This is a genomic window from Thalassoglobus polymorphus, assembly GCF_007744255.1.
GTDB classification, from domain to species: domain Bacteria; phylum Planctomycetota; class Planctomycetia; order Planctomycetales; family Planctomycetaceae; genus Thalassoglobus; species Thalassoglobus polymorphus.
The window spans coordinates 4,295,632-4,314,117 of the sequence record NZ_CP036267.1; the positions used below are offsets into that span (position 1 = coordinate 4,295,632).

Consider the following 18,486-nt stretch of genomic DNA (forward strand, 5'->3'; position numbering starts at 1 on the left):
GATCACCTCAAAACGTTACTCATCAGCAACCGGGCTGACCCACACACAAAAACCTCGATTTCTTTTTTGATTCAATTCTCACGGACTAACAATTAGGGAGCTGTCATGGCTGCAAAGGTTTATTACGACGACGACGCGGATCTCTCACTTCTCAAAGGCAAAACCATTGCGATTCTTGGCTATGGAAGTCAAGGGCACGCACAGGCTCAGAACCTCAAAGACAGTGGCTGCAACGTTGTCATCGGGCAGCGTAAAGGAAGTGCTAACTACGATCTCGCCGTGAGTCATGGCTTTGAGCCAGTGTCAATTAAAGATGCTTCAAAGGCTGGCGACCTGATCAATATCCTTCTTCCAGACGAAGTTCAGGGAGACATCTTCCGCAACGAAATCAAAGACCAACTCGAGCCAGGCAACCTTCTGCTTTGCTCACACGGATTCAATATCCACTTCGGTCAGGTCATTCCGCCAGAAGGTGTCGATGCTGGTCTTGTTGCTCCCAAAGGTCCAGGTCACCTTGTACGAAGCGAATACGAAAAAGGTGGCGGCGTCCCATCCTTGATCGCCATGTACCCAGGGGCTTCAGAGGCTTCCCGCGGTTTGGCACTTGCCTACGCAAAGGGAATCGGCGGAACTCGTGGTGGTGTGATCGAAACGACAATCGCCGAAGAAACCGAAACAGACTTGTTTGGTGAACAGGTTGTTCTTTGCGGTGGCGTCAGCGAATTGGTGAAAGCAGGGTTCGAAACTCTCGTCGAAGCTGGCTACCAGCCTGAGATGGCGTACTTTGAATGTATGCACGAACTCAAGCTGATCGTCGACCTCTTCTACGAAGGTGGACTCAACTACATGCGTTACAGTGTCTCAAACACAGCTGAGTACGGCGACTACAGTAGTGGTCCTCGTATTGTGACTGACGAGACCAGAAAAGAGATGAAGAAAATCCTCGAAGAGATCCAGAACGGAACCTTCGCTCGCAACTGGCTCTTGGAAAACAAAGCCAACTGCCCAGGATTCCACGCGACTCGCCGCCGTGAGCGTGAGCATCAGGTCGAAAAAGTTGGCCGTGAACTCCGCAGCATGATGAGCTGGATTGACTCAAAAGAAGTCTGAGTCACAGTTGAATGAATCTTTCGAGCAGCACACTTTCAGAGTGTGCTGCTTTTTTTTACGCCTGTTGAGAGTTCTCGACCGCTTCAAACTGATGTTCGAGTTTCTCGACCGCCGTTTCTGGATTCATGTTAAACAACGCTTTTCCACCGGTTCCCCACTGACCATTTTCGTAGTGGAACAAGGCCGACGCATCTCGAACGTCACCCACCGCAGCGACATCTTCCATATCTCCCCCCTCGATGGCTTCGAAATGGATCTCGACCGAGGCGAGAGCTGTCAGCAATCCGGTTGAACGGTCTCGGACAAAGCGGACAGGCTCTTTCCAATCACAAACTGTCCAGCGAAGACCGCGCGGTTTTCCAATCGAGGCAGCCAGTTGAAAGAATTTTGCTTCGAGTGCTTCTCGGCGAAGCTTAAACTCCTGAAACGCCCGTTCCAAATCTCGACGAGATTGTCTCTTCACAATCATGGGCGCTAACGCCATGAAAATGAATACCAGAACGGCAAGACCAATACCCAAGTACGCAATACTATTCACGACGTTTTCATCTTTCACTCTTCAATGTGCTGCGGATCGCTTGCTCTTCAAGCATCAAATACATCCTTGCCCGTACTTACGGCATCACGAAATCATGACCTTCAGGGCGAACCGTGAGGACAGGGCAGTCGGCCTTACGGACGACCTTCTCTGCAACGCTTCCCATGAGTGCGTGAATCAATCCAGAGCGTCCGTGTGTTCCAATGACGATCATGTCGATTTTATTTTCTCGAGCGTATCGAATGATCTCAAGAAACGGAGTTCCTGAGACAACCGAACGTGTGATACTCAGCCCCTCCGCCTGATCGGAGTCCGGGAGTGTCTCAATCAGTCGCTCCGAGCTTTCCTTCAATCCAATCAGATATTCAGAGGTGATCGGCGTTGGGATTCCTGGCTCAGGGACAATGGGGTAGATGTCCTCAACAACATTCAAGATGTGGAGTTCAGCCGAAAACCGCTTTGCGAACTCACATCCATACCGAATTGATCGCTTGCTGAAGTCGCTGAAGTCGGTCGGAACAAGAATACGTTTCAGCTGAATCATGAGTCTTTCCTCGATTCCAGTTTTTGTTCAGTATACCCAATCAACCAACACGATGCGCCAATCAATTCTCCGCAGGGCGATGCTGCAACGCAACAGCCGTCGCAGTTGCATACGCCTTGCAATGCGAAATCGTGATTAATACTTCGTCGATTCCTTTCATCTTGGAAACACGCTCCGCCCCTCCGGTCAGTTCGATATAAGGCTGCCCCGATTGACGGTTGAGAATCTGGATATCAGTCCAACCCACCCCTTTGGTGAACCCGGTTCCAAGTGTTTTCATCACTGCTTCTTTAGCAGCCCAGCGTCCAGCAAAGTGCTGAATCGCCTCTTTGTGACGCTGGCAATATTTGATTTCGAGTTCGGAGTACACTCGTTGTAGAAAAAGTTCTCCGTGCCGTTCGATCATCTCTCCAATGCGGACGATTTCGACGATATCTGTTCCCAGACCAACAATCATGGATCGACTTTCTCATTCTGATTTATTTGTTCATTCACGATTCGATCCTGAAGGGGAGGTTCCCGAGTCAAGATCCAGACTGCTATCGCGGATGCGATTGTCAGTTCTCCCAACCAAAGCAGCAATGGCCAGGGAGCTTTCCAGGAACCGAGGGGCGAGACTCTGAACTCCAGGTAGTCACCGAATGCGGGATCGAATTCTCTACGTAGTTTATCGAATTCCTTCTTCGTTTCCTCATCAGCGGCCCCCTCAACGAAGTTCAGCATCGCCAGCTGTTCGGAATACTGCTGACGCATTTCTGTTCGAACAGATTTCAGGTTCTGATACGAAACCCAACCAAGGTGTCCACCCCCTGTGAAAACAATTAACACAGCTAGAACCGTCAGCAATGGCGTCCGCTTCAGGGAGAGTTCTCGCATGAACCATTTCAACCCGGCCCCGCATGCAACTCCAAAGGCTGCGTACAAAATCCCCAAACGTCGAAACGGAACGGGTGCATGTGCAAAAATGAGTGATAAGCCAATCACCAACAGGCAACTGCCAGCGAGCCAAATCAGAAGTGAGCGCGTCGATGGGTTCAATGGAAGTTTTCAAGGTATAAGGGGCGAGTTGTCCAAGCCACAGACTATTCCTCTTGAACCTGCGATGCAAACTTTGCACGCACAATGCTCTCAAAAATGTTGAATCCAACAAGTAAAATACGTTTTGAATCTTATCACAGCATTTTCAATGCTTCTCGCGCCCGTCAAAGTCTTTTTATGACTTCATGAACGGCTTGTCACCAGCCAGGTTTACCAGTCACTCGCCACGATGTGCTAAACTCAAGTCAATCCATAGTTCGTTGGGAAAATGAGATGTCAGCCAATATTCGTAGCATCGAGGCGTTAATTGAGTTCCGCGCGGCCTTGATCGTATTCATCGAAGATGCATCGTTGGCCTTGCAGACCATGACGATGGAGCTTCACAAATCGTACGAGTGGATCGAGCACGAACGGCCTTACTACTGGAAGGCTCAAATTCGCCGCGGATTCGATCAGGTCTCGCAAACCCGCGCCGCATTGGAATCTTGCCGCATGCGGATCGTTGCGGGGCATCGACCTTCTTGCATGGAAGAGAAGCAAGCTTACACGCGGGCCAAGCAACGGCTGCAACACTGCCAGGATCAAATTAAAGTTGTGAAGCAGTGGGCCAATAAAGTACGCCACGAAGCAGATGAGTTCCGAGGACGTTTGGCAACTCTTCAGGCCCTGCTAGAAGGAGACCTTCCGAAAGCTGTCGCGACATTGGAGAACGCGATCTCGATTCTGGAATCATACTCGGAAACAGCACGCCCGCAAGATTTCGGTGAGTAACGAACTCACAGATTTCACTTGAGACAATCGAATGACGAGAGTGGAACAACAAGGAGACTCGACCAGATGAATACTCACAGCAAGGCGAAGGAAAGATTGAATCCGTTTAAGTTTTCACCTGACATCTTTCAGTCTTGATCGTGAATTTGCCCCCGCATCTCTCGTCTCCGCAAATTGAAGTCAACTTGAAGAAAAGGAAATCAACATGCCTATCGGAAATCTTCAGTCTGGTGCCGGGCAACTTAAGGATGCCACCCAAAAGTTGACCCTCGCCTGGGATGCCGTCAGCGAATCCTGGGTCGACATCAAGGCGAAGCAGTTCGAGGAGAAAACACTCGTCCCGGTTCTGGAAGAAGTCGCCGCGGTGATGCCCGCCATTAACCAGATGTCTGCCATGCTCATGTCTGCAAAACGCGCACTTGATGAGTAAGACCTCGTGGCGAGAAGTTTGCTCACCCGTGTGCCCGTGAAGAACGCATTTCTCTAGAAAAATGCTGTTCACCATGAGGCAGATCCTGCAAACTAATTCGATAGATGCTCTAAAACCAGTCTTTAAACCGACTCCACAAACCTCGATTCGATGCTGAGTATTTATTGATGAATCGCAGCAGGTCGCGGTAAACCTCGTCGGCGTTCTGGTATCGCTTCTCGGGGTTGCGTTTCATGAGCTTCAGAATGATGGCCTCTAAATCGTGCGGAATTTCGGGATTCAGGACTCTTGGAGAAATGATTTTTGCCCGCTGAACATGGGCTGCGAGTTCCGTGCGGGACTGTCCATCGAAAGCTGGCTGGAGAGTACACAACTCAAACAATGTCGCTCCGAATGAGTAGAGATCGGTCCGCTCGTTGACGATGCCTTCAAACTGCTCGGGCGCCATGTACCGCAACGTGCCTGCCATCGGTCCACGTAGCTCAGACATCGCACGCTCACGCCCCAAGGCCAGACCAAAATCGGCCACCCACCCTTTTCCGGACCTGTCGATCAATAAGTTTGCGGGCTTGATATCTCGATGCAAAGTTCCCTGCTTGTGAGCAAAACGCAAAGCTCCTGTGATTTGTGTCGCTAGTTTCGCAACTTGCACCCAGTTATTCCGTCGAAAATACCGCTTTTGCTTTGGAGTTTCGCGGTGGTAAACAGCTGCTCGCCCGAAGTTCGGCCCTCGGATTTCTGTCAGAAGATCTTCGATTTCTACTGCTGATTCTCCGGTCTTCAAGCGAGAAATCAAATGATCAAAACCAACACCTTCGATGATCGGCATGACGTAATAAAACCGCTCGTCTTGTTCACCAAAGCTGAAGACAGGAACAATGTTTGGGTGTTGCAAGCGAGCAGCGATACGCGCTTCACGACGAAATTGCTTGCTCCATTTCGATTGAGCACCAAACTTCCAGGGTAAGAGTTTCACAGCGACGTGGCGGCCGATGGATTCCTGCTCGGCTTCAAAGACAACGCCCATGCCCCCACGGGCAATCTCCCGAATGATTCGAAATTCCCCCAGCCGCTCAATATCAAACTGCTCGGGCATCGGAGTTTTGACAACTTCGAGCTCCTTCTCCGATTTCCAGTCTTCCATGGCAGCAACCAATGGAAGAAAGTCTTTGAGTTCCGCTTCCAGTTTAGGGTAACCCTGAACGAAGTCATCGAGATCAACGGTCTCGCCAGCACGAAGACGTTCGAGATAGAGACTGGCGGCCTCTTCGATTGGATCGCGCGCACCGGAACTCGTTCGTTGCGGCAAGCCGACGAGATCGGCTTCCGTTCCATCATCAGAAATTTCCTGCGGTTCCGGCATCTCTTGCTCTATAGAATTTTCAAACTGGTGCATGTCCTACACGGACACACGGTAGAGCAAACAGCTCTCGCAATACTTAAAACAATGATTGGACTGTCGGTGAATGGCGGTCACATCGAAGCCATCGCCCACGATTCAACAGCATTTTGTGCCCGATGGGATCGCTTTCATAACGACATCGGCTGCTTGGTACGAGGCAGACCGCGAAGAACAATAACGGTTTTGCTCTCAGAGCAGCGACAGCAATCGTTCGAGGCAACTGAAAACGAGGTTGGGGTGTGAGAATCAACAAGGAAAAGAAATTTACGAACGATCCATGAATCCGGGGATCGCTTCGAGTATTTTACGCAATCGTCCTAGTGCTCGAACATACCTTAAACTTGCTGCCTGTTCTGAAATATCAAGAGCTTTCGCCGTTTCACTATTTGTGAGTTCTTCGAAGTGCCTGAGTGCCAGAACCTCACGGTCGAGATCCCCCATGCTCTCCAAGGCAATGTTCAATTGTTGAGACAGTTCCGCCCGTAAAGCTGCTTGCGTTGGGGAGGTCATATGCCCCAGAAGATGGTGAGAGAGCGAAAATGAGGTCGATTCCGGAGTCCATCCCCCTCCGACTCGCCGTTCTCGACTGGCATCACGTGCTTGCGTCCCCAGATGCCGACGGTGAACATCAATCATTGTCTGGTTCACAATCAAACGCAGCCAAATGAAAAAACTCTCTGGAGAATCGTGCAAGAAGTGTTCGATTCGCTTTCCAGCAGCGAGATAGGATTCCTGCAGAATATCATCGGCATCAACCCGCCCCAGCAACCTTTGATCCAAGCGAAAATTGATAATTCGCCACAAGCGTTGACGATGACTTTCAAACAGAATGCCCAGCGCTTCGTGGTCTCCGTGAATCACTCGGTCTACAAGCGAGTCAATTTCTTCAGGAGAAAGCGATGAAGACATAAGCTCAGAGATTTCCTAAGGTTGGAGAAGGGCAATATCTATTGTCACAGTTTTCCCAGATTATGCAATCCAGACTCCCTGAGCCACTTTCTGCCCCCATTATGCAAGCGCAGCGATTCTCGGTGACCTGCAACCTGAATTTGCTCTCTCAAGCACCGAAAAAGTGACCATTCCACGATTTGTCGGGTTGGTTCGACCTAATGGTTGACAGAAAATTCACTTGAATTGAGGTAAGCCCAGTAAACATCCCGGAAGGCTTCAGTGTAAGCCACATGAGAAGGGACATTGCGAGACGCCCGTTGACGTAAATTGTTGCGGAGCATTTTCCGGATGGACTCCAGTTCTTGCTTCGTCGGATAACGCGACAATGCAGCCAGGCAGAGATCCTTAATACGATCTGTTTCGGATTTATTGCGATCCGAAAGAATTTCCCGGAGGACATGGCCCGTTTGTGGATCGATCGCTTTTTGAATGAGTTCCCCATTCATCATCATAAGTGTTTGCGAAAGTGAACCGTCGAAAGTGCTCAATTCTCCGTTCTCTTCGTTTTCCAAAGCACTGAAAAACTGCTGCATCCACTCTTCCCTTTGAGCAAACGTTGCCCCACGGTGACGTCTTTCATCGGGAGAAACACCTGATGCGACCATGAGTGAATTAAAGATCTGTTCAGGAGAAAGCGGCTTGAGATACATCCGTGAAAACAAAGGAGTCTCCCCTGCGTCCGGGTCGTCAATTTTGTTCTCTTCAATCGGAGTCGACGTGTAATGATAAGCGTCCGAGAGACAAATCCAGCGAATCAGTCGCCGAACATCATACTGATTTGAAGCAAAGGCTTTTGAGATTCCGTCTAGCAACTCTGGATGACTTGTCTGGTGATGCGGTCCCATATCGTCAACCTGACGAGTAAACGCATGACCAAAAAAGTGTAACCAACTGCGGTTCACAAACGCCTTGGCTAATTGTGAGTCATCTTCAGCTGTCAGCAATTGTGCAAGTTGATCACGAAGAGTTAAGTCTTCTTCGGGCTGGATTTCCACTTCAGCAAAACGAGGGTAAGCAACTTTCATGACACCTCGTAAGTCGAGGTAATATGAAGGTTCCAGTTGCGAAGAATCTGCCTCAACGAGTTCTAAAGACTGTTTTGTCTGCCCTGTTTTTTCATCAACTAACATCTGTTTTTTCACAGACGTCTTCTGAAAGAAGGCATTGAACTCCCAGAACTTCTCCTGCCCCCAATCCTTGGCGGTCGGATGTCGATGGCATTGAGTACACTGGATTTGCTGGCACAAAAATATCCGAGCCGTCATCGCTGTCGCGGGGACAGCTTCGTTATTCAAATGCGCAAGCAGGAAGTTTGTGGGACCAGATTGATGCGCAGGCCCCTCGGCTGTGATCAAGTCTGTGACGGTATCGGACCAGGGCTGATTATTTCCAAACTGGTTTTCCAGGTAGGTATAAAGCGCCTTGCGATCGATAACCCGATCAGTCGAACGCCCTACAAGCAACGTTGTCCAGATTGTTGCAAAGTGACTCGCGAAGTCGCGGCTCTCTAAAAGTGAATCCAGCAAGAGAGCCCGCTTGTTCGCATCTGTTTGATTCAAGAAGGTTTCAACTTCAAGGCTGGTCGGAATTCTCCCAGCAAGATCCAGATGGACTCGCCGAATCCATTCCGTCTCTTCTGATCGGGGAGACGGACGAACTCCGTGATCATCCAGAGTCTCGCGAAGTTCTTGATTGATGAATGAAACAACTTCAAGGTCAGAGCTAGGATCAAACGGCAACGCCTTGAACTCGGATGAAACTTTATCGATGACCGGCTGATCTGATCCGGAAACACCAGACTTGTCCTTCGGCGGCAATTGTACACGAACGATATCTGGGGTCACACCTTGATGCTCCGGAGAGACATCAACAGGTAAAGGAACCGGATTTGTGTCAGCTGGAGTGTTCTTGTCGTTCGATGCAGTCTGTTGATTGAACGGCAACGCTCCTGAAGTTCGAAGCATCAATCCGACACAGATCAGCAGGGCTGCTGCAGTGAGAACACCGACGACCTTCCGGCGGCGAAACCTCTCAATCGGTTTCACATGGCTGGAGAATTTTCCTGAAGACTGAATCGTCCTGACTTCGGAATCTGCACCACACCCCGCTGCGTCCCAGTAGAGATTCCCATGGAGTTGCATAAAGTCCATGTAAAGGCGACGCCCATCGGGACTGCTGAGAACTAACGTTTCGATGCGCGTAAGTTCCTCCTGCGAGATATTCCCTTCCAGGAATCCCTCAAGCAAGGTCAGAAGTTCTTGTCGCGATTTCGTGTTCATTCTCGGTGAAAACCTGCCAGGAAGCTGGTGTTCCAATTGATTACGTGTGAGTTCTTGTTTGGGAAAATCATTACAGTTCTGGATTCACTGCGAGTGTTCTCTGAACACATTCCAGTAATGTCTTTCGGATTCTTCCCAACGACTGGTAGACCGAATTTGGCGGTCGACCAAGAAGTTTGGCCAGTCCCTTTCCGGACACACCAGGTTGATATCGTTTTTCGATCAGTTCTTTATCGTGCTTGTTCAGTTTGTCTAAGCAACTTTCCAACGCCAACTGTCGACGCTCCACTTCCTCTGGTTGGTAGTCGAAACTGTCTGCAATGTTTTGAACAAATTCATCAGAAAAAGTCAGCTTGTCCCGACTCTTTTTCTGTCGCCATTTCAGTACTTCGTAAACCGCAATTTGCCGAGTCCAGGCAGAAAAGTTCGAGCCTGGTTCGAACTGAGTAAACTTCGACCAAATCACAAGATTCGTTTCTTGCAAAATCTCTTCCGCTGCCTCAACGCGTCCAACTTGCGATAAGATGAACAGGTACAATTGTCGTTGAACCTGAGTGAAAAGTTGAATGAACTCATCGCTCGGTAGTGATCCACGAGGGGATGAACTGGTCTTCGTTTCGCTCATACTGTTGTTCAAAAAAACAGGGGACCTTGACGGTCCCCTGTGAGTTCATTTGCGAGTACATCTACGAGGAGACTGACGCAAGTCTGATGAGCTCTCACGAAACCTTAAACATGGGTGTCTCATCACAACGATTGAGAACGATTCCCAAAGTCTGTGAGGTTTGTTCGAACTCATCGCTCTTTCCCAAGCCTCGATAAAAGACAATCCTTAACGCTTCGCTCACTGACATCGATACGACTCAGTTTTGGTTTGCGAAACGTTTCGAATCCGCCTTAGCCAATAAGGCCTTGGATTGGTTGACCGCCGTTAGCCAGTTTCATCGGGCGTCCACGTTTTGATGTGTGGACAGTGTTGAGTGGAATTCGCAGAGCGTGCGAGACTGTCGCCCACAGATCGCCTGGGAGATAGCTTTCGCTCACAATTCGAAGTCCATCTGCATCGGTCTCTCCGATAGCACGTCCACCTTGAAGACCACCACCACCGATCAGGGCTGACCAGCTGGTTGCCCAGTGATCACGACCGACGTTTTGGTTGATTCGTGGAGTCCGGCCGAACTCACCCATCACAACGATGGTTGTATGTTCGAACATTCCACGCTGTTTGAGATCTCTCACGAGACCGGAGATTCCGGAATCGAGCAGTGGTAACCGCTGATCTCGAAGAGTTGTAAAGACGTTTTGATGAAGATCCCAGCCTCCAGGGAATTGGACTTCAATAAACGGAACTCCTGTTTGAACCAGGCGGCGAGCCATGATTAAAGTGTTACCAAAAGGAGTGTTGCCGTACATTTCGCGGACAGGAGCTGGCTCTTCTTCAGCTCGGAAAGCACGCATTTGCTCCGAGGTCATCAGGTTGACAGCTTTTTTGTAGACATCCTTATGAGCTTGTCCGACATCACCACGATTTGATTTGATAAATCCATCTTCAATCGTGCTGAGCATATCCAGACGTTGGCGAAGACGATCTTTGTTCATGTCGTTCGTGTTCGCATTCTGGATTTGTCCACGTGAATCGACAACGAATGGTGCGTGGCTCATTCCCAGAAAACCTGGGCCCATCCCGCCCCCGCCAATGGAAACGAATGATGGAATTTCCAGATCTTTTCGTTTCGCTCCCAATTCGTAGCTTACGACCGAACCGAATGTTGGGTGCACAACGGTTGGGTTCGGAACGTAAGCAGTGTGCATGTAGTAGCTGCCACGCATGTGATCCGCTTCACGTGTACTCAGTGAGCGAACGACAGACAGGTTGTCCATCTCCATGGCAATTTTCGGAAGATGCTCACAAATTTGAAGATCTCCCTTGGTGCTGATCGGTTTGAACTCACCACCGTTCTTGGAACCTGGTTTCAGGTCCCACATGTCGATTGTGGGAGCTCCACCACCCAGCCAGACGAGGATACAAGCCTTTTGGGCACCGGCAACTTGAGCTGCGTTGGCTTCCAGGCTGGACAAGAACTGAGTTGCTCCAAGCGCGGTTGCTCCGCCCAAGGCCATGTGATTCATAAAGTGCCGACGCGACATGCCAGCAGGTATTGAAGTATTCATAGCGAGTCCCCTAGAAAAAGTTTTGAGTTGTTTGAAATGAATTCTGGTCGTGGAAATGTGACTTGCAAGAAGCATCCGCGGATGCCCTCACAAGTGAACGAGTATTAGTGGTTCAGGATAAACTCATTTGAATTGAGCAATGCCCAATACAAGTCCTGGTATCCAGTGAGCTTATTGCGGTATTTCCGTAATCCCGTTGAAAGTCGTGATAACTCGTGCTTGGTTGGCAAGCGTCCTAATGACGAGACAAACAGAGCTTGAATACGTTGGTTGTCCGATCGGTATTGAGGGTCTGAGAGAACTGAATTCAGGTAACTCCCTTTTTCAGCACTGATCGCCTTCTCGACTAACGGACCATTCATCATCAGCAAAGCCTGTGGAATACTTCCGCTGAAGAGCGTCGGCTCATCCTCATCGTTCCCACCAAAAATTCGCAGGAAATCCCGCAACCAGCGTTCACGTTGTTGGTCAGCTTGCTGGAAGCTTCCGGCTCCGCTTTTATGTGCGTTTGTGGCAATCAGGAGCGAATCGTACAACTGCTCCGCGTTCATGGTTTTGACATACATGTGACTGAAGAGTGGGACTTCTCCAGCAGAAGGATTGTCAAAATCGTTGTCTTTGTTGAAGCTGCTCGTCAGGTTGTAGGCTTCAGTATTACAGATCCACTTAATGAGCTGCTTGATGTCGTAGCCACTTTTCACGAACTCATCGCTCAGCCGGTCGAGAAGTTCCGGGTGGCTGGCCTGGTTGTGTGGCCCCATATCGTCCACGGGGCGAGTAAACCCATACCCCATGAATTGCGACCAGGTTCGGTTGACCATTGCACGAGCGACTGTTTGAGTCGGGTCGTCATACGCCATTGCTTTGGCAAGCTCTTCACGGCGGTTAGGTGCATTTGGCTCGACTTCAACATCGAAGTATTTCGGATAGGCGACCTGCACCAGACCGTTTCGCATTTCGTAATAAACAGGGCCATCAAACGGGCGATAAACAAGTTCTGAATAGTCGTCGACATCTTCGCCGGTTTCAGGGTCATACCTGTCATGATCCATTCTTCGAACCTGGCGGAAGAAACTGTTGAACTCCCAGAACTGATTCTGTTTCCACTTATTGAATGGGTGGTTATGGCATTGTGTACATTGCACCTGCATTCCGAGCAGGATACGAGTGAACTTGGCTGTCGCCTCAACGTGATAGTCTTCACTGTTCACATTGCCTTGCAACTGAGCAAGAATGAAGTTGACAGCTCCGTTTTCTTCGAAGTGTCCCTCGGCAGTGGCGAGTTCATAGACGATTTCATTCCACGGACGGTTCCGGGCAAAGTTTTCCCTCAGAAACTTCCGCATCCCTGATCGACTGGTTCGGTCAGGAGTATTTCGACCGATGAGAAGGTTGGTCCAGACTTCGGTATAGTTGCGAACATAATCCGGATGAGCGAGCAGCTCATCAACTTTTTTGGAGCGTTTTGCCTTGTCTTCATCATCCAGAAACGTTTTGACTTCTTCTGCACTTGGAATCCGACCAACGATATCGAGGTACACACGGCGAATCCATTCCGCGTCATCTGCAACTGGACTTGGTTTGACTTCATTGTCTTCCCAAGTCTGTCGAATCTGCTGGTTGATAAACTGAATTAGCGGGTCGGACGAACCGGTCGTAAACCCGTCGTCAGCTTGTGCTGCTCCATTTAATGATGCCAGTGCTGTGAACACTGACAGTGCAACGGCAGCGAATCGGATTGGGCTGCTTGTTCGCAACATTCAAAATCTCCGCATCTCTATTCAAACAAGGTGGATTCCAACTGACCAGAATGCGACGCCATCCAGTCTCAAATCAATTTGCACTCAGGTGAAATTGCAAACGAATTCATTGCTGTCAACGGAATCCCTGTATCGGTCGTCTCTCTATTGTGCAGCATCTTTGGTCGTTCTTCTACTCTAATAACCACATTCGGATGGATAATGTTCGTTGCCTTTTTAGGCTTCCAAGAGGAAAAACAACTCTCCGCCGACATACATTTCGAATTGTAAACCCTTTCTAATCAGTGGATTACGGCGAATCCCTTCAAACAGATTCTTTCGAGAACTTCAAAATATCATTTTTTATCGTGAAGCTGACGTTGTCAGTATCCTTGAAAGACTCAAGCAAACCGCACACTTCGTCCTCTTTTAGAGACTGAATGCTCAAACGGCCGTGATCCCATTGCTGAACTTCGCCACGTCCGCCACTGACCGGACCGGTGATATCAAGGTACTCAATCCGATGGTCAGGCGTCCGCTGCACTGTAAGGGGCGTATCGAGCGTCGGCTCTTCCAGAATCCGCCAAGAAAGCAGCTTTCCTTCCCATTCGAGCATGAAATCCCAATGGAACGTCGGCCAAGTGTGTGTCAGGATGACGTATCGAAGCATGGTTTCGTCAGAGACCTTCATAGGAGCTTCAGTAAAGAAATCTCACGTCGTTCGGTCGAATTTCGCGTCAATCGTGCGGCGAACCAATCTATGATAGCATTTTTCGAACGGATTTTCATTCGATTTCGGCCTCGTGAGAAGCAGTCGAGCAGTCCATGACGTTAAGAAAGTGGCATTCACTGGCACGATGAGTACCGAAAATACTCTCGAAATGGAAATTCGCAGTGAATCAATAAAAAACACTGCCTGCACCAATGAAGGTCCAGACAGTGACTACTTGTGATTCAGCGTAGTTCTGTGGTTTGTTGATGCTGTTTTGGCGTCATCCAGTGGCGTTTGCTGAGCAGGTCAGTACGTCTGCCGCTCACTCAAAAATGCGTCACAATTTGTCGCATTTTTAACTGGTCTTTGCGGTTTGATTCTCTGCCCCGTGGAGTTTGGCGTTCTTCCTGCCAGGACTTTTCATCGCAAGTGCAGATTCATCGCGGGTGCAGGATTTTAGCCGCCGTAGAGGCCTCCGAGGGCATTCAAAATGGCACTTGAGAGCGGATTCGGTGAGGATGCCGTCGTCATGTTTCCGATCAGGTCAAACATCACGACTCCGCAAACCAGTAGCAGGACACTGGAGAGTGCTAAGCCGACAAATGTTCCTGTTCCCCAGTCGGCATCTGCCATCGCCATCCCGCCGCCCATGCGTCCGCCATAGGCAGGGTCGACTTCGTCATCATCGAAAACATCGTCATCCGCGTCGAAGACATCCAAGTCATCATCGTCGTCGAACGCATCGTCTTCGATGTCCATTTCATCTTCATCGAAAACATCCGAAGCAGCGAACTCATCAACGTCGTCTTCCTCATCGAGATCGAAGACGGCATCACCAACGCTGGAGTCTTCGAGATCGGACATGTCCAGGACACCCGTTTCATCGGTGCCTGCGATGCTGAACACGTCGCTTTCATCGTCTCCCAGTGGTGGGATTTCGAATTGTGTTTCCGGAACGCTATCGTCGGAAACGGCATCCATCATCGGGATGGTTCCAGAGTACTCGTCATCGTTTTCGAGTGAGATTCCAGATTGGTCGTCGTCCGCTTCGAGGGAAATGCCACTTTCGTCCATTTCCAGAGAAATTCCGCTGTCGTCATCTCCCAAATCGAGTGTGATCCCTTCATCATCATCGTCAGAAGAGAGTTCGATCCCGCTATCGGTAGGGCCTTCCAGCGAGATTCCGCTCTCGCCGCCCAGCATGAGAGAGCTGTCACCGGCGAGTGAAATCCCAGACTCATCGTTCAATACGGATTGGTCGTCGTCACTCAAATCGATCGGGACAGCCTGTTGAGCGTCGCCACTCATCAAAGTGACGTCACTAGCATCATCGTCGGCGCTGACAAGTTGGACATCGCTGTCGCTTCCACTGTCATCAAGAACATCACCTTTCCCGAATGCAGTGATTGTTTCACTGTCCATCAGACTGACGTCACTATCGCTATCACCACTCGTCAGGCGAACATCGCTGTCACTGTCAGCTGCCAGGCGAACATCACTATCACTTTTCGCCGCATCGAATTCCGGAGCTGTCTCCGCTTGATCGGTGGGCAAATCGGAAGAGCTGTCGAGACCGACAAGTTTGACATCGCTGTCGCTGTCATCAAGACTCAGGTCGGCACCACCCACTAAACGAACATCGCTATCACTGTCAGCGAAGTCGAGTTGATCGTCAGTATCATCAAGAATACTGTCGCTCTCATCGATCCCTTTACTGATGATGGTCGGCTGTTCGCCAACATCGTCGCCCGGGTCGTCGTCAGCCAAGAGTGGGACTTCTGGATTCGAATCGACCATGCGAGTGCGAGCAAGCGCCTCGACATCATCAACCTTGAACTTCCAGTTTCCACGATCAGCGAACCCACGGATCTCTCCGAGTTCCCTCATACGCATCAATTCCAAAGTTGGAATATTGAGGAGGCTAGCTGCTTCTTCGAGGCTTAAATACTTTTTCGACATCGTAGGCCGACTCCGGATCGTGTCATTTGTCGAGGACAATGGAAGAATCGCTCAGCAGATTCCACTTAATCCTCCATGACCCGTGGGGTGGTCGAACGAAACAATCCACAACAATCGTCTGATTCGTCATGCTGGAACGCATCTGGCCAGACATTGTTTGAAAAGTGTATCAATAACTATTGTATCGGCTTTTCGGCCAATACCGCTGAGAACGACTTCATTGTCGAGCCAGCATCGTGAACTTGTCTATCTTGTGTCTCTAATTTCTGTCTCTTTATTGAGGCAACCATGAGGGAAGTTTCCCAGCTGGAAGCCTGATCAGCCCCAACAATATGTTGAGGTTTGTGTGATCACCTGAAAATTCGATCACAAGCTGAAGTTTTATCAAAGCCGAAAAACCGAGATGACCGTCATGCCATCTCTGCTTATTCTGCGGTTCTCTTCTTTTTCTATTGTGTGGCACACTCAGGCGAACATCAACTCCCAATTCTCAAAAACCCTCCGAATCCTGGTTCAGCAGGCTTGGGAATCACTCATTTCGCTTGCTCGCATCGAGAATCGATACCAATGCGACCGCTTCAGGAGATGGCTTTATTTTTACTTCTGCAAAATCAACATGCAATACGTCATCCCGCTGATGTGACCAGTCGCGGAAGACTGCTCAGAAGTGAGCCCCAGTACGCGAACAATTCATGCAATAGAATCAGCAGGAATTGCCGTTATTGCCGAGCAGACACGACCTTCAAAATCGTCAAATTCTGCTTAATCGCTAAAGTTTAACACGCTGGCAGGCCGATACGAACGACAGCGCACCTTCACAAGTGCGAATCTTCCTTCAAACGCGCCAAGTTGATGTCCAAAGGCAATGAAATGCGTTTTCGCAGCATTTTCCCCATGTTGATGCTCATTGTGAGTGCCGGTTGTTACTCATGTCCCAGTTACGGACCGGGTATGTCCCGAAATCCGTATGGATCGTGCATCGGAAATAGCAGCATCGCTCCCCCTGTTCCTTTGGGGGCTCAGGGAATGCGTCATCGCCCAACTCTCGCCGAGCGAAAGCAACAACGCGACATGAAGCGTTGGTATCGCGAACTGGAGGGAGGTTCTGGATCAAGGCACACAAACTCTTGTCCACACTGTCAACGAAAAAACCGTGGCCGACATGGAGCGGGATTTGATTCCGGCTACCACGATGGATGGAGTGGTGACCAGTGGGGCTATGATGAATGGAATGGCGGAGAAGCAGCTTATTATGACGGCATGATCATGGGTGACGGCTATTACGATGGCCAAGTCATTGACGGAGCTGTCTATGATGGAGCACACTCTGGTGGATACTGCCCAGACTGCCAGAACTCTCATCACAACAGCTACCCCTCTGAGAGTTATCCTACACAGAGTTACCCCTCAGAAAGTTATTCACCGACTTATGAACACCCCGCGCCATCACCTGCACCGCAGTCAGCACCTCCACTTGTTCCGCCGACTGAACCGACCCCAGCCACAGTAGCTCCTGCTCCACCGGAATCGAGTGCCTTCCGGGCTCCTGCGGACGAATACTACTCACCGAGTTCCATGCCGCAGCCTCCAACTCAACAAGTCTCAATCCCTCCGGTTGAACAAATCCTTTACGCACCACCGATTCAAAAGTAGTCGTTCAGCAATCCCCTTAGCGGCAGTTTGCTTTACATTGTGCCCTTGAAGATCACTTTCATGACTTCACGAGTGAAAGAAACACGAAAAGTGCTTCAGCGCGTTATGCAGACTGTGCGTCGATGATGCCCCCGCGCGTTCATAGAACAGAACCTGCATGAAACGACGGGGTTCGGTTACTTTGTTGAACTTTGGTTACCGTTTTGTGTCGTTGGGTAACTGAGGATTAACCCTCTATAAATTGATCGACCTGGTACAGGAAACGGCCGCAGGAACCGCAGAAGAGAGTCCTTCCGCTGTTGAGCATAACCTTCGCCTGCGGTGTGAGAGAGACGAAGCAGTTATTGCAGACTCCGTTTGAACTCTCTGCCATTGCATCAGGGCCGTAAGCTTCGACCAGTCGTTGAAACTGCTCGCGAACTTCCTTGGGGATGATTGACCGCGACTCTGTGATTTTCGTCTTTAACGTCGCCTCTTTCGCGCGAAGGCCTTCTGCTTTTTCCTCGAATGATTTGGTGAACAGCTCAGCGTCGTTGCTCGCATCGTCGATTCGGGATTTGCTTTCTTCGATTTGTTTCTGAATAGCGTCGACACGGTCCAGATACTCAATCGCTTCATCTTCTAGGACTGCTTTTGCAGCCGTGTCGGCCTCAATCTGACCGGTGATGATTTGATACTCGCGATTGGAAGCGGCTCCATTGAGTTTGCGTTGCAACTCCAGAATGCTCGCCTCTTTGGACTTCAAATCCAGATTCTTTTTGTCCGCTTCGGCCCGGGTGAATTTCAGGGTCTCTTCTAGTTCATCAAGCTCGAATTGAGCGGTCTCAATTCTCTTTTTGCGGACTTGAATTTGGCGAGGTCCGCGAGCGAGTTGGTCTTGGACTTTCTTGAGTTCCTGTAGCGATTGATGCAGGCGTAAAAAATCATTGCCAGCGGGGGGCATGCGCGAACTCCATCAAATTCATAAAGAAAAGAGCAAATGTCGGACCTGCCGACTCCTACAGTCTCGCAAATTCGACGATCCTTGCAATATCTACAGGGGAGGAATCTCAAGAAGACTCAAATCGATGACACAAAAAACCGCTACGGTTTATCATTTGAACCGTAGCGGTTGAGTTCAATCAGAGATGAAGCGAGACGCTTCATCAAAGTTTCTTGTTGAGTCTGCAATCAGTCACACGCAGTCTA

Annotated in this window: 17 protein-coding genes; 4 read left to right on the top strand and 13 right to left on the bottom strand. The window is 49.7% G+C overall.

All coding sequences use genetic code 11. The annotated features are described in order from the left end of the window. The first annotated feature begins 105 nt into the window (after positions 1–105). Entirely contained in the window at positions 106–1,110 is a 1,005-nt protein-coding gene (gene ilvC, locus Mal48_RS15465; protein ID WP_145201391.1) for a ketol-acid reductoisomerase, read from the top strand. Between the two features lie 55 nt (positions 1,111–1,165). Here the strand turns inward: ilvC and Mal48_RS15470 are convergent, their stop codons facing one another. From Mal48_RS15470 to Mal48_RS15485, 4 genes are all read right to left on the bottom strand, one after another. Then, on the bottom strand, positions 1,166–1,648 hold the full coding sequence (locus tag Mal48_RS15470) for a hypothetical protein (protein WP_145201394.1): 483 nt from the start codon (positions 1,646–1,648) through the stop codon (positions 1,166–1,168). A 76-nt stretch (positions 1,649–1,724) separates the two neighbouring features. Then, positions 1,725–2,192 carry a universal stress protein gene (locus Mal48_RS15475; RefSeq protein WP_145201397.1) on the bottom strand — a complete coding sequence of 156 codons (468 nt, stop codon included), beginning with the start codon at positions 2,190–2,192 and terminating at the stop codon, positions 1,725–1,727. A 61-nt stretch (positions 2,193–2,253) separates the two neighbouring features. Beyond that, complete coding sequence (gene acpS, locus Mal48_RS15480) at positions 2,254–2,649, bottom strand: holo-ACP synthase (protein ID WP_145201400.1); 396 nt, start codon at positions 2,647–2,649, stop codon at positions 2,254–2,256. Further along, a complete protein-coding gene (locus tag Mal48_RS15485; RefSeq protein WP_145201403.1) occupies positions 2,646–3,230 on the bottom strand; it encodes a hypothetical protein in 585 nt (194 codons plus the stop codon). The genes acpS and Mal48_RS15485 overlap by 4 nt, the downstream gene beginning before the upstream one ends. 273 nt (positions 3,231–3,503) lie before the next feature. Here Mal48_RS15485 and Mal48_RS15490 point away from each other — a divergent pair, with 273 nt between their 5' ends. After that, positions 3,504–4,001 (top strand): hypothetical protein, encoded by a 498-nt coding sequence (locus Mal48_RS15490; RefSeq protein WP_145201406.1) that lies wholly within the window; start codon positions 3,504–3,506, stop codon positions 3,999–4,001. A gap of 205 nt (positions 4,002–4,206) precedes the next feature. Continuing rightward, on the top strand, positions 4,207–4,431 hold the full coding sequence (locus Mal48_RS15495; RefSeq protein WP_145201409.1) for a hypothetical protein: 225 nt from the start codon (positions 4,207–4,209) through the stop codon (positions 4,429–4,431). A gap of 109 nt (positions 4,432–4,540) precedes the next feature. Here the strand turns inward: Mal48_RS15495 and Mal48_RS15500 are convergent, their stop codons facing one another. The 8 genes from Mal48_RS15500 to Mal48_RS15535 all read right to left on the bottom strand — a co-directional run bounded on the left by Mal48_RS15500 (position 4,541) and on the right by Mal48_RS15535 (position 15,645). Next, complete coding sequence (locus tag Mal48_RS15500) at positions 4,541–5,794, bottom strand: serine/threonine protein kinase (RefSeq protein ID WP_197441743.1); 1,254 nt, start codon at positions 5,792–5,794, stop codon at positions 4,541–4,543. A 303-nt stretch (positions 5,795–6,097) separates the two neighbouring features. Next, positions 6,098–6,742: a sigma-70 family RNA polymerase sigma factor gene (locus tag Mal48_RS15505; RefSeq protein WP_145201415.1), complete on the bottom strand. Its 645-nt coding sequence runs from the start codon at positions 6,740–6,742 to the stop codon at positions 6,098–6,100. Positions 6,743–6,939: 197 nt separating this feature from the next. After that, positions 6,940–9,063, bottom strand: coding sequence for a DUF1549 domain-containing protein (locus Mal48_RS15510; RefSeq protein WP_145201418.1), 2,124 nt, complete (start codon positions 9,061–9,063; stop codon positions 6,940–6,942). Between the two features lie 70 nt (positions 9,064–9,133). Continuing rightward, entirely contained in the window at positions 9,134–9,688 is a 555-nt protein-coding gene (locus Mal48_RS15515) for a sigma-70 family RNA polymerase sigma factor (RefSeq protein WP_145201421.1), read from the bottom strand. Positions 9,689–9,960: 272 nt separating this feature from the next. After that, entirely contained in the window at positions 9,961–11,235 is a 1,275-nt protein-coding gene (locus Mal48_RS15520) for a DUF1501 domain-containing protein (protein WP_145201424.1), read from the bottom strand. Positions 11,236–11,339: 104 nt separating this feature from the next. Further along, positions 11,340–12,995: a DUF1549 and DUF1553 domain-containing protein gene (locus tag Mal48_RS15525; RefSeq protein WP_145201427.1), complete on the bottom strand. Its 1,656-nt coding sequence runs from the start codon at positions 12,993–12,995 to the stop codon at positions 11,340–11,342. A gap of 304 nt (positions 12,996–13,299) precedes the next feature. After that, positions 13,300–13,665, bottom strand: a complete 366-nt coding sequence (locus tag Mal48_RS15530) for a DNA polymerase ligase N-terminal domain-containing protein (protein WP_145201430.1) — start codon at positions 13,663–13,665, stop codon at positions 13,300–13,302. Positions 13,666–14,142: 477 nt separating this feature from the next. Next, a complete protein-coding gene (locus Mal48_RS15535; RefSeq protein WP_145201433.1) occupies positions 14,143–15,645 on the bottom strand; it encodes a hypothetical protein in 1,503 nt (500 codons plus the stop codon). 852 nt (positions 15,646–16,497) lie between these two features. On the opposite strand from Mal48_RS15535, the gene Mal48_RS15540 reads away from it, so the two are divergent. Continuing rightward, complete coding sequence (locus Mal48_RS15540; RefSeq protein WP_145201436.1) at positions 16,498–17,298, top strand: hypothetical protein; 801 nt, start codon at positions 16,498–16,500, stop codon at positions 17,296–17,298. Positions 17,299–17,524: 226 nt separating this feature from the next. Here Mal48_RS15540 and Mal48_RS15545 read toward each other — a convergent pair whose 3' ends face one another. Beyond that, positions 17,525–18,241 carry a zinc ribbon domain-containing protein gene (locus Mal48_RS15545; RefSeq protein ID WP_145201439.1) on the bottom strand — a complete coding sequence of 239 codons (717 nt, stop codon included), beginning with the start codon at positions 18,239–18,241 and terminating at the stop codon, positions 17,525–17,527. Between the last annotated feature and the right edge of the window lie 245 nt (positions 18,242–18,486).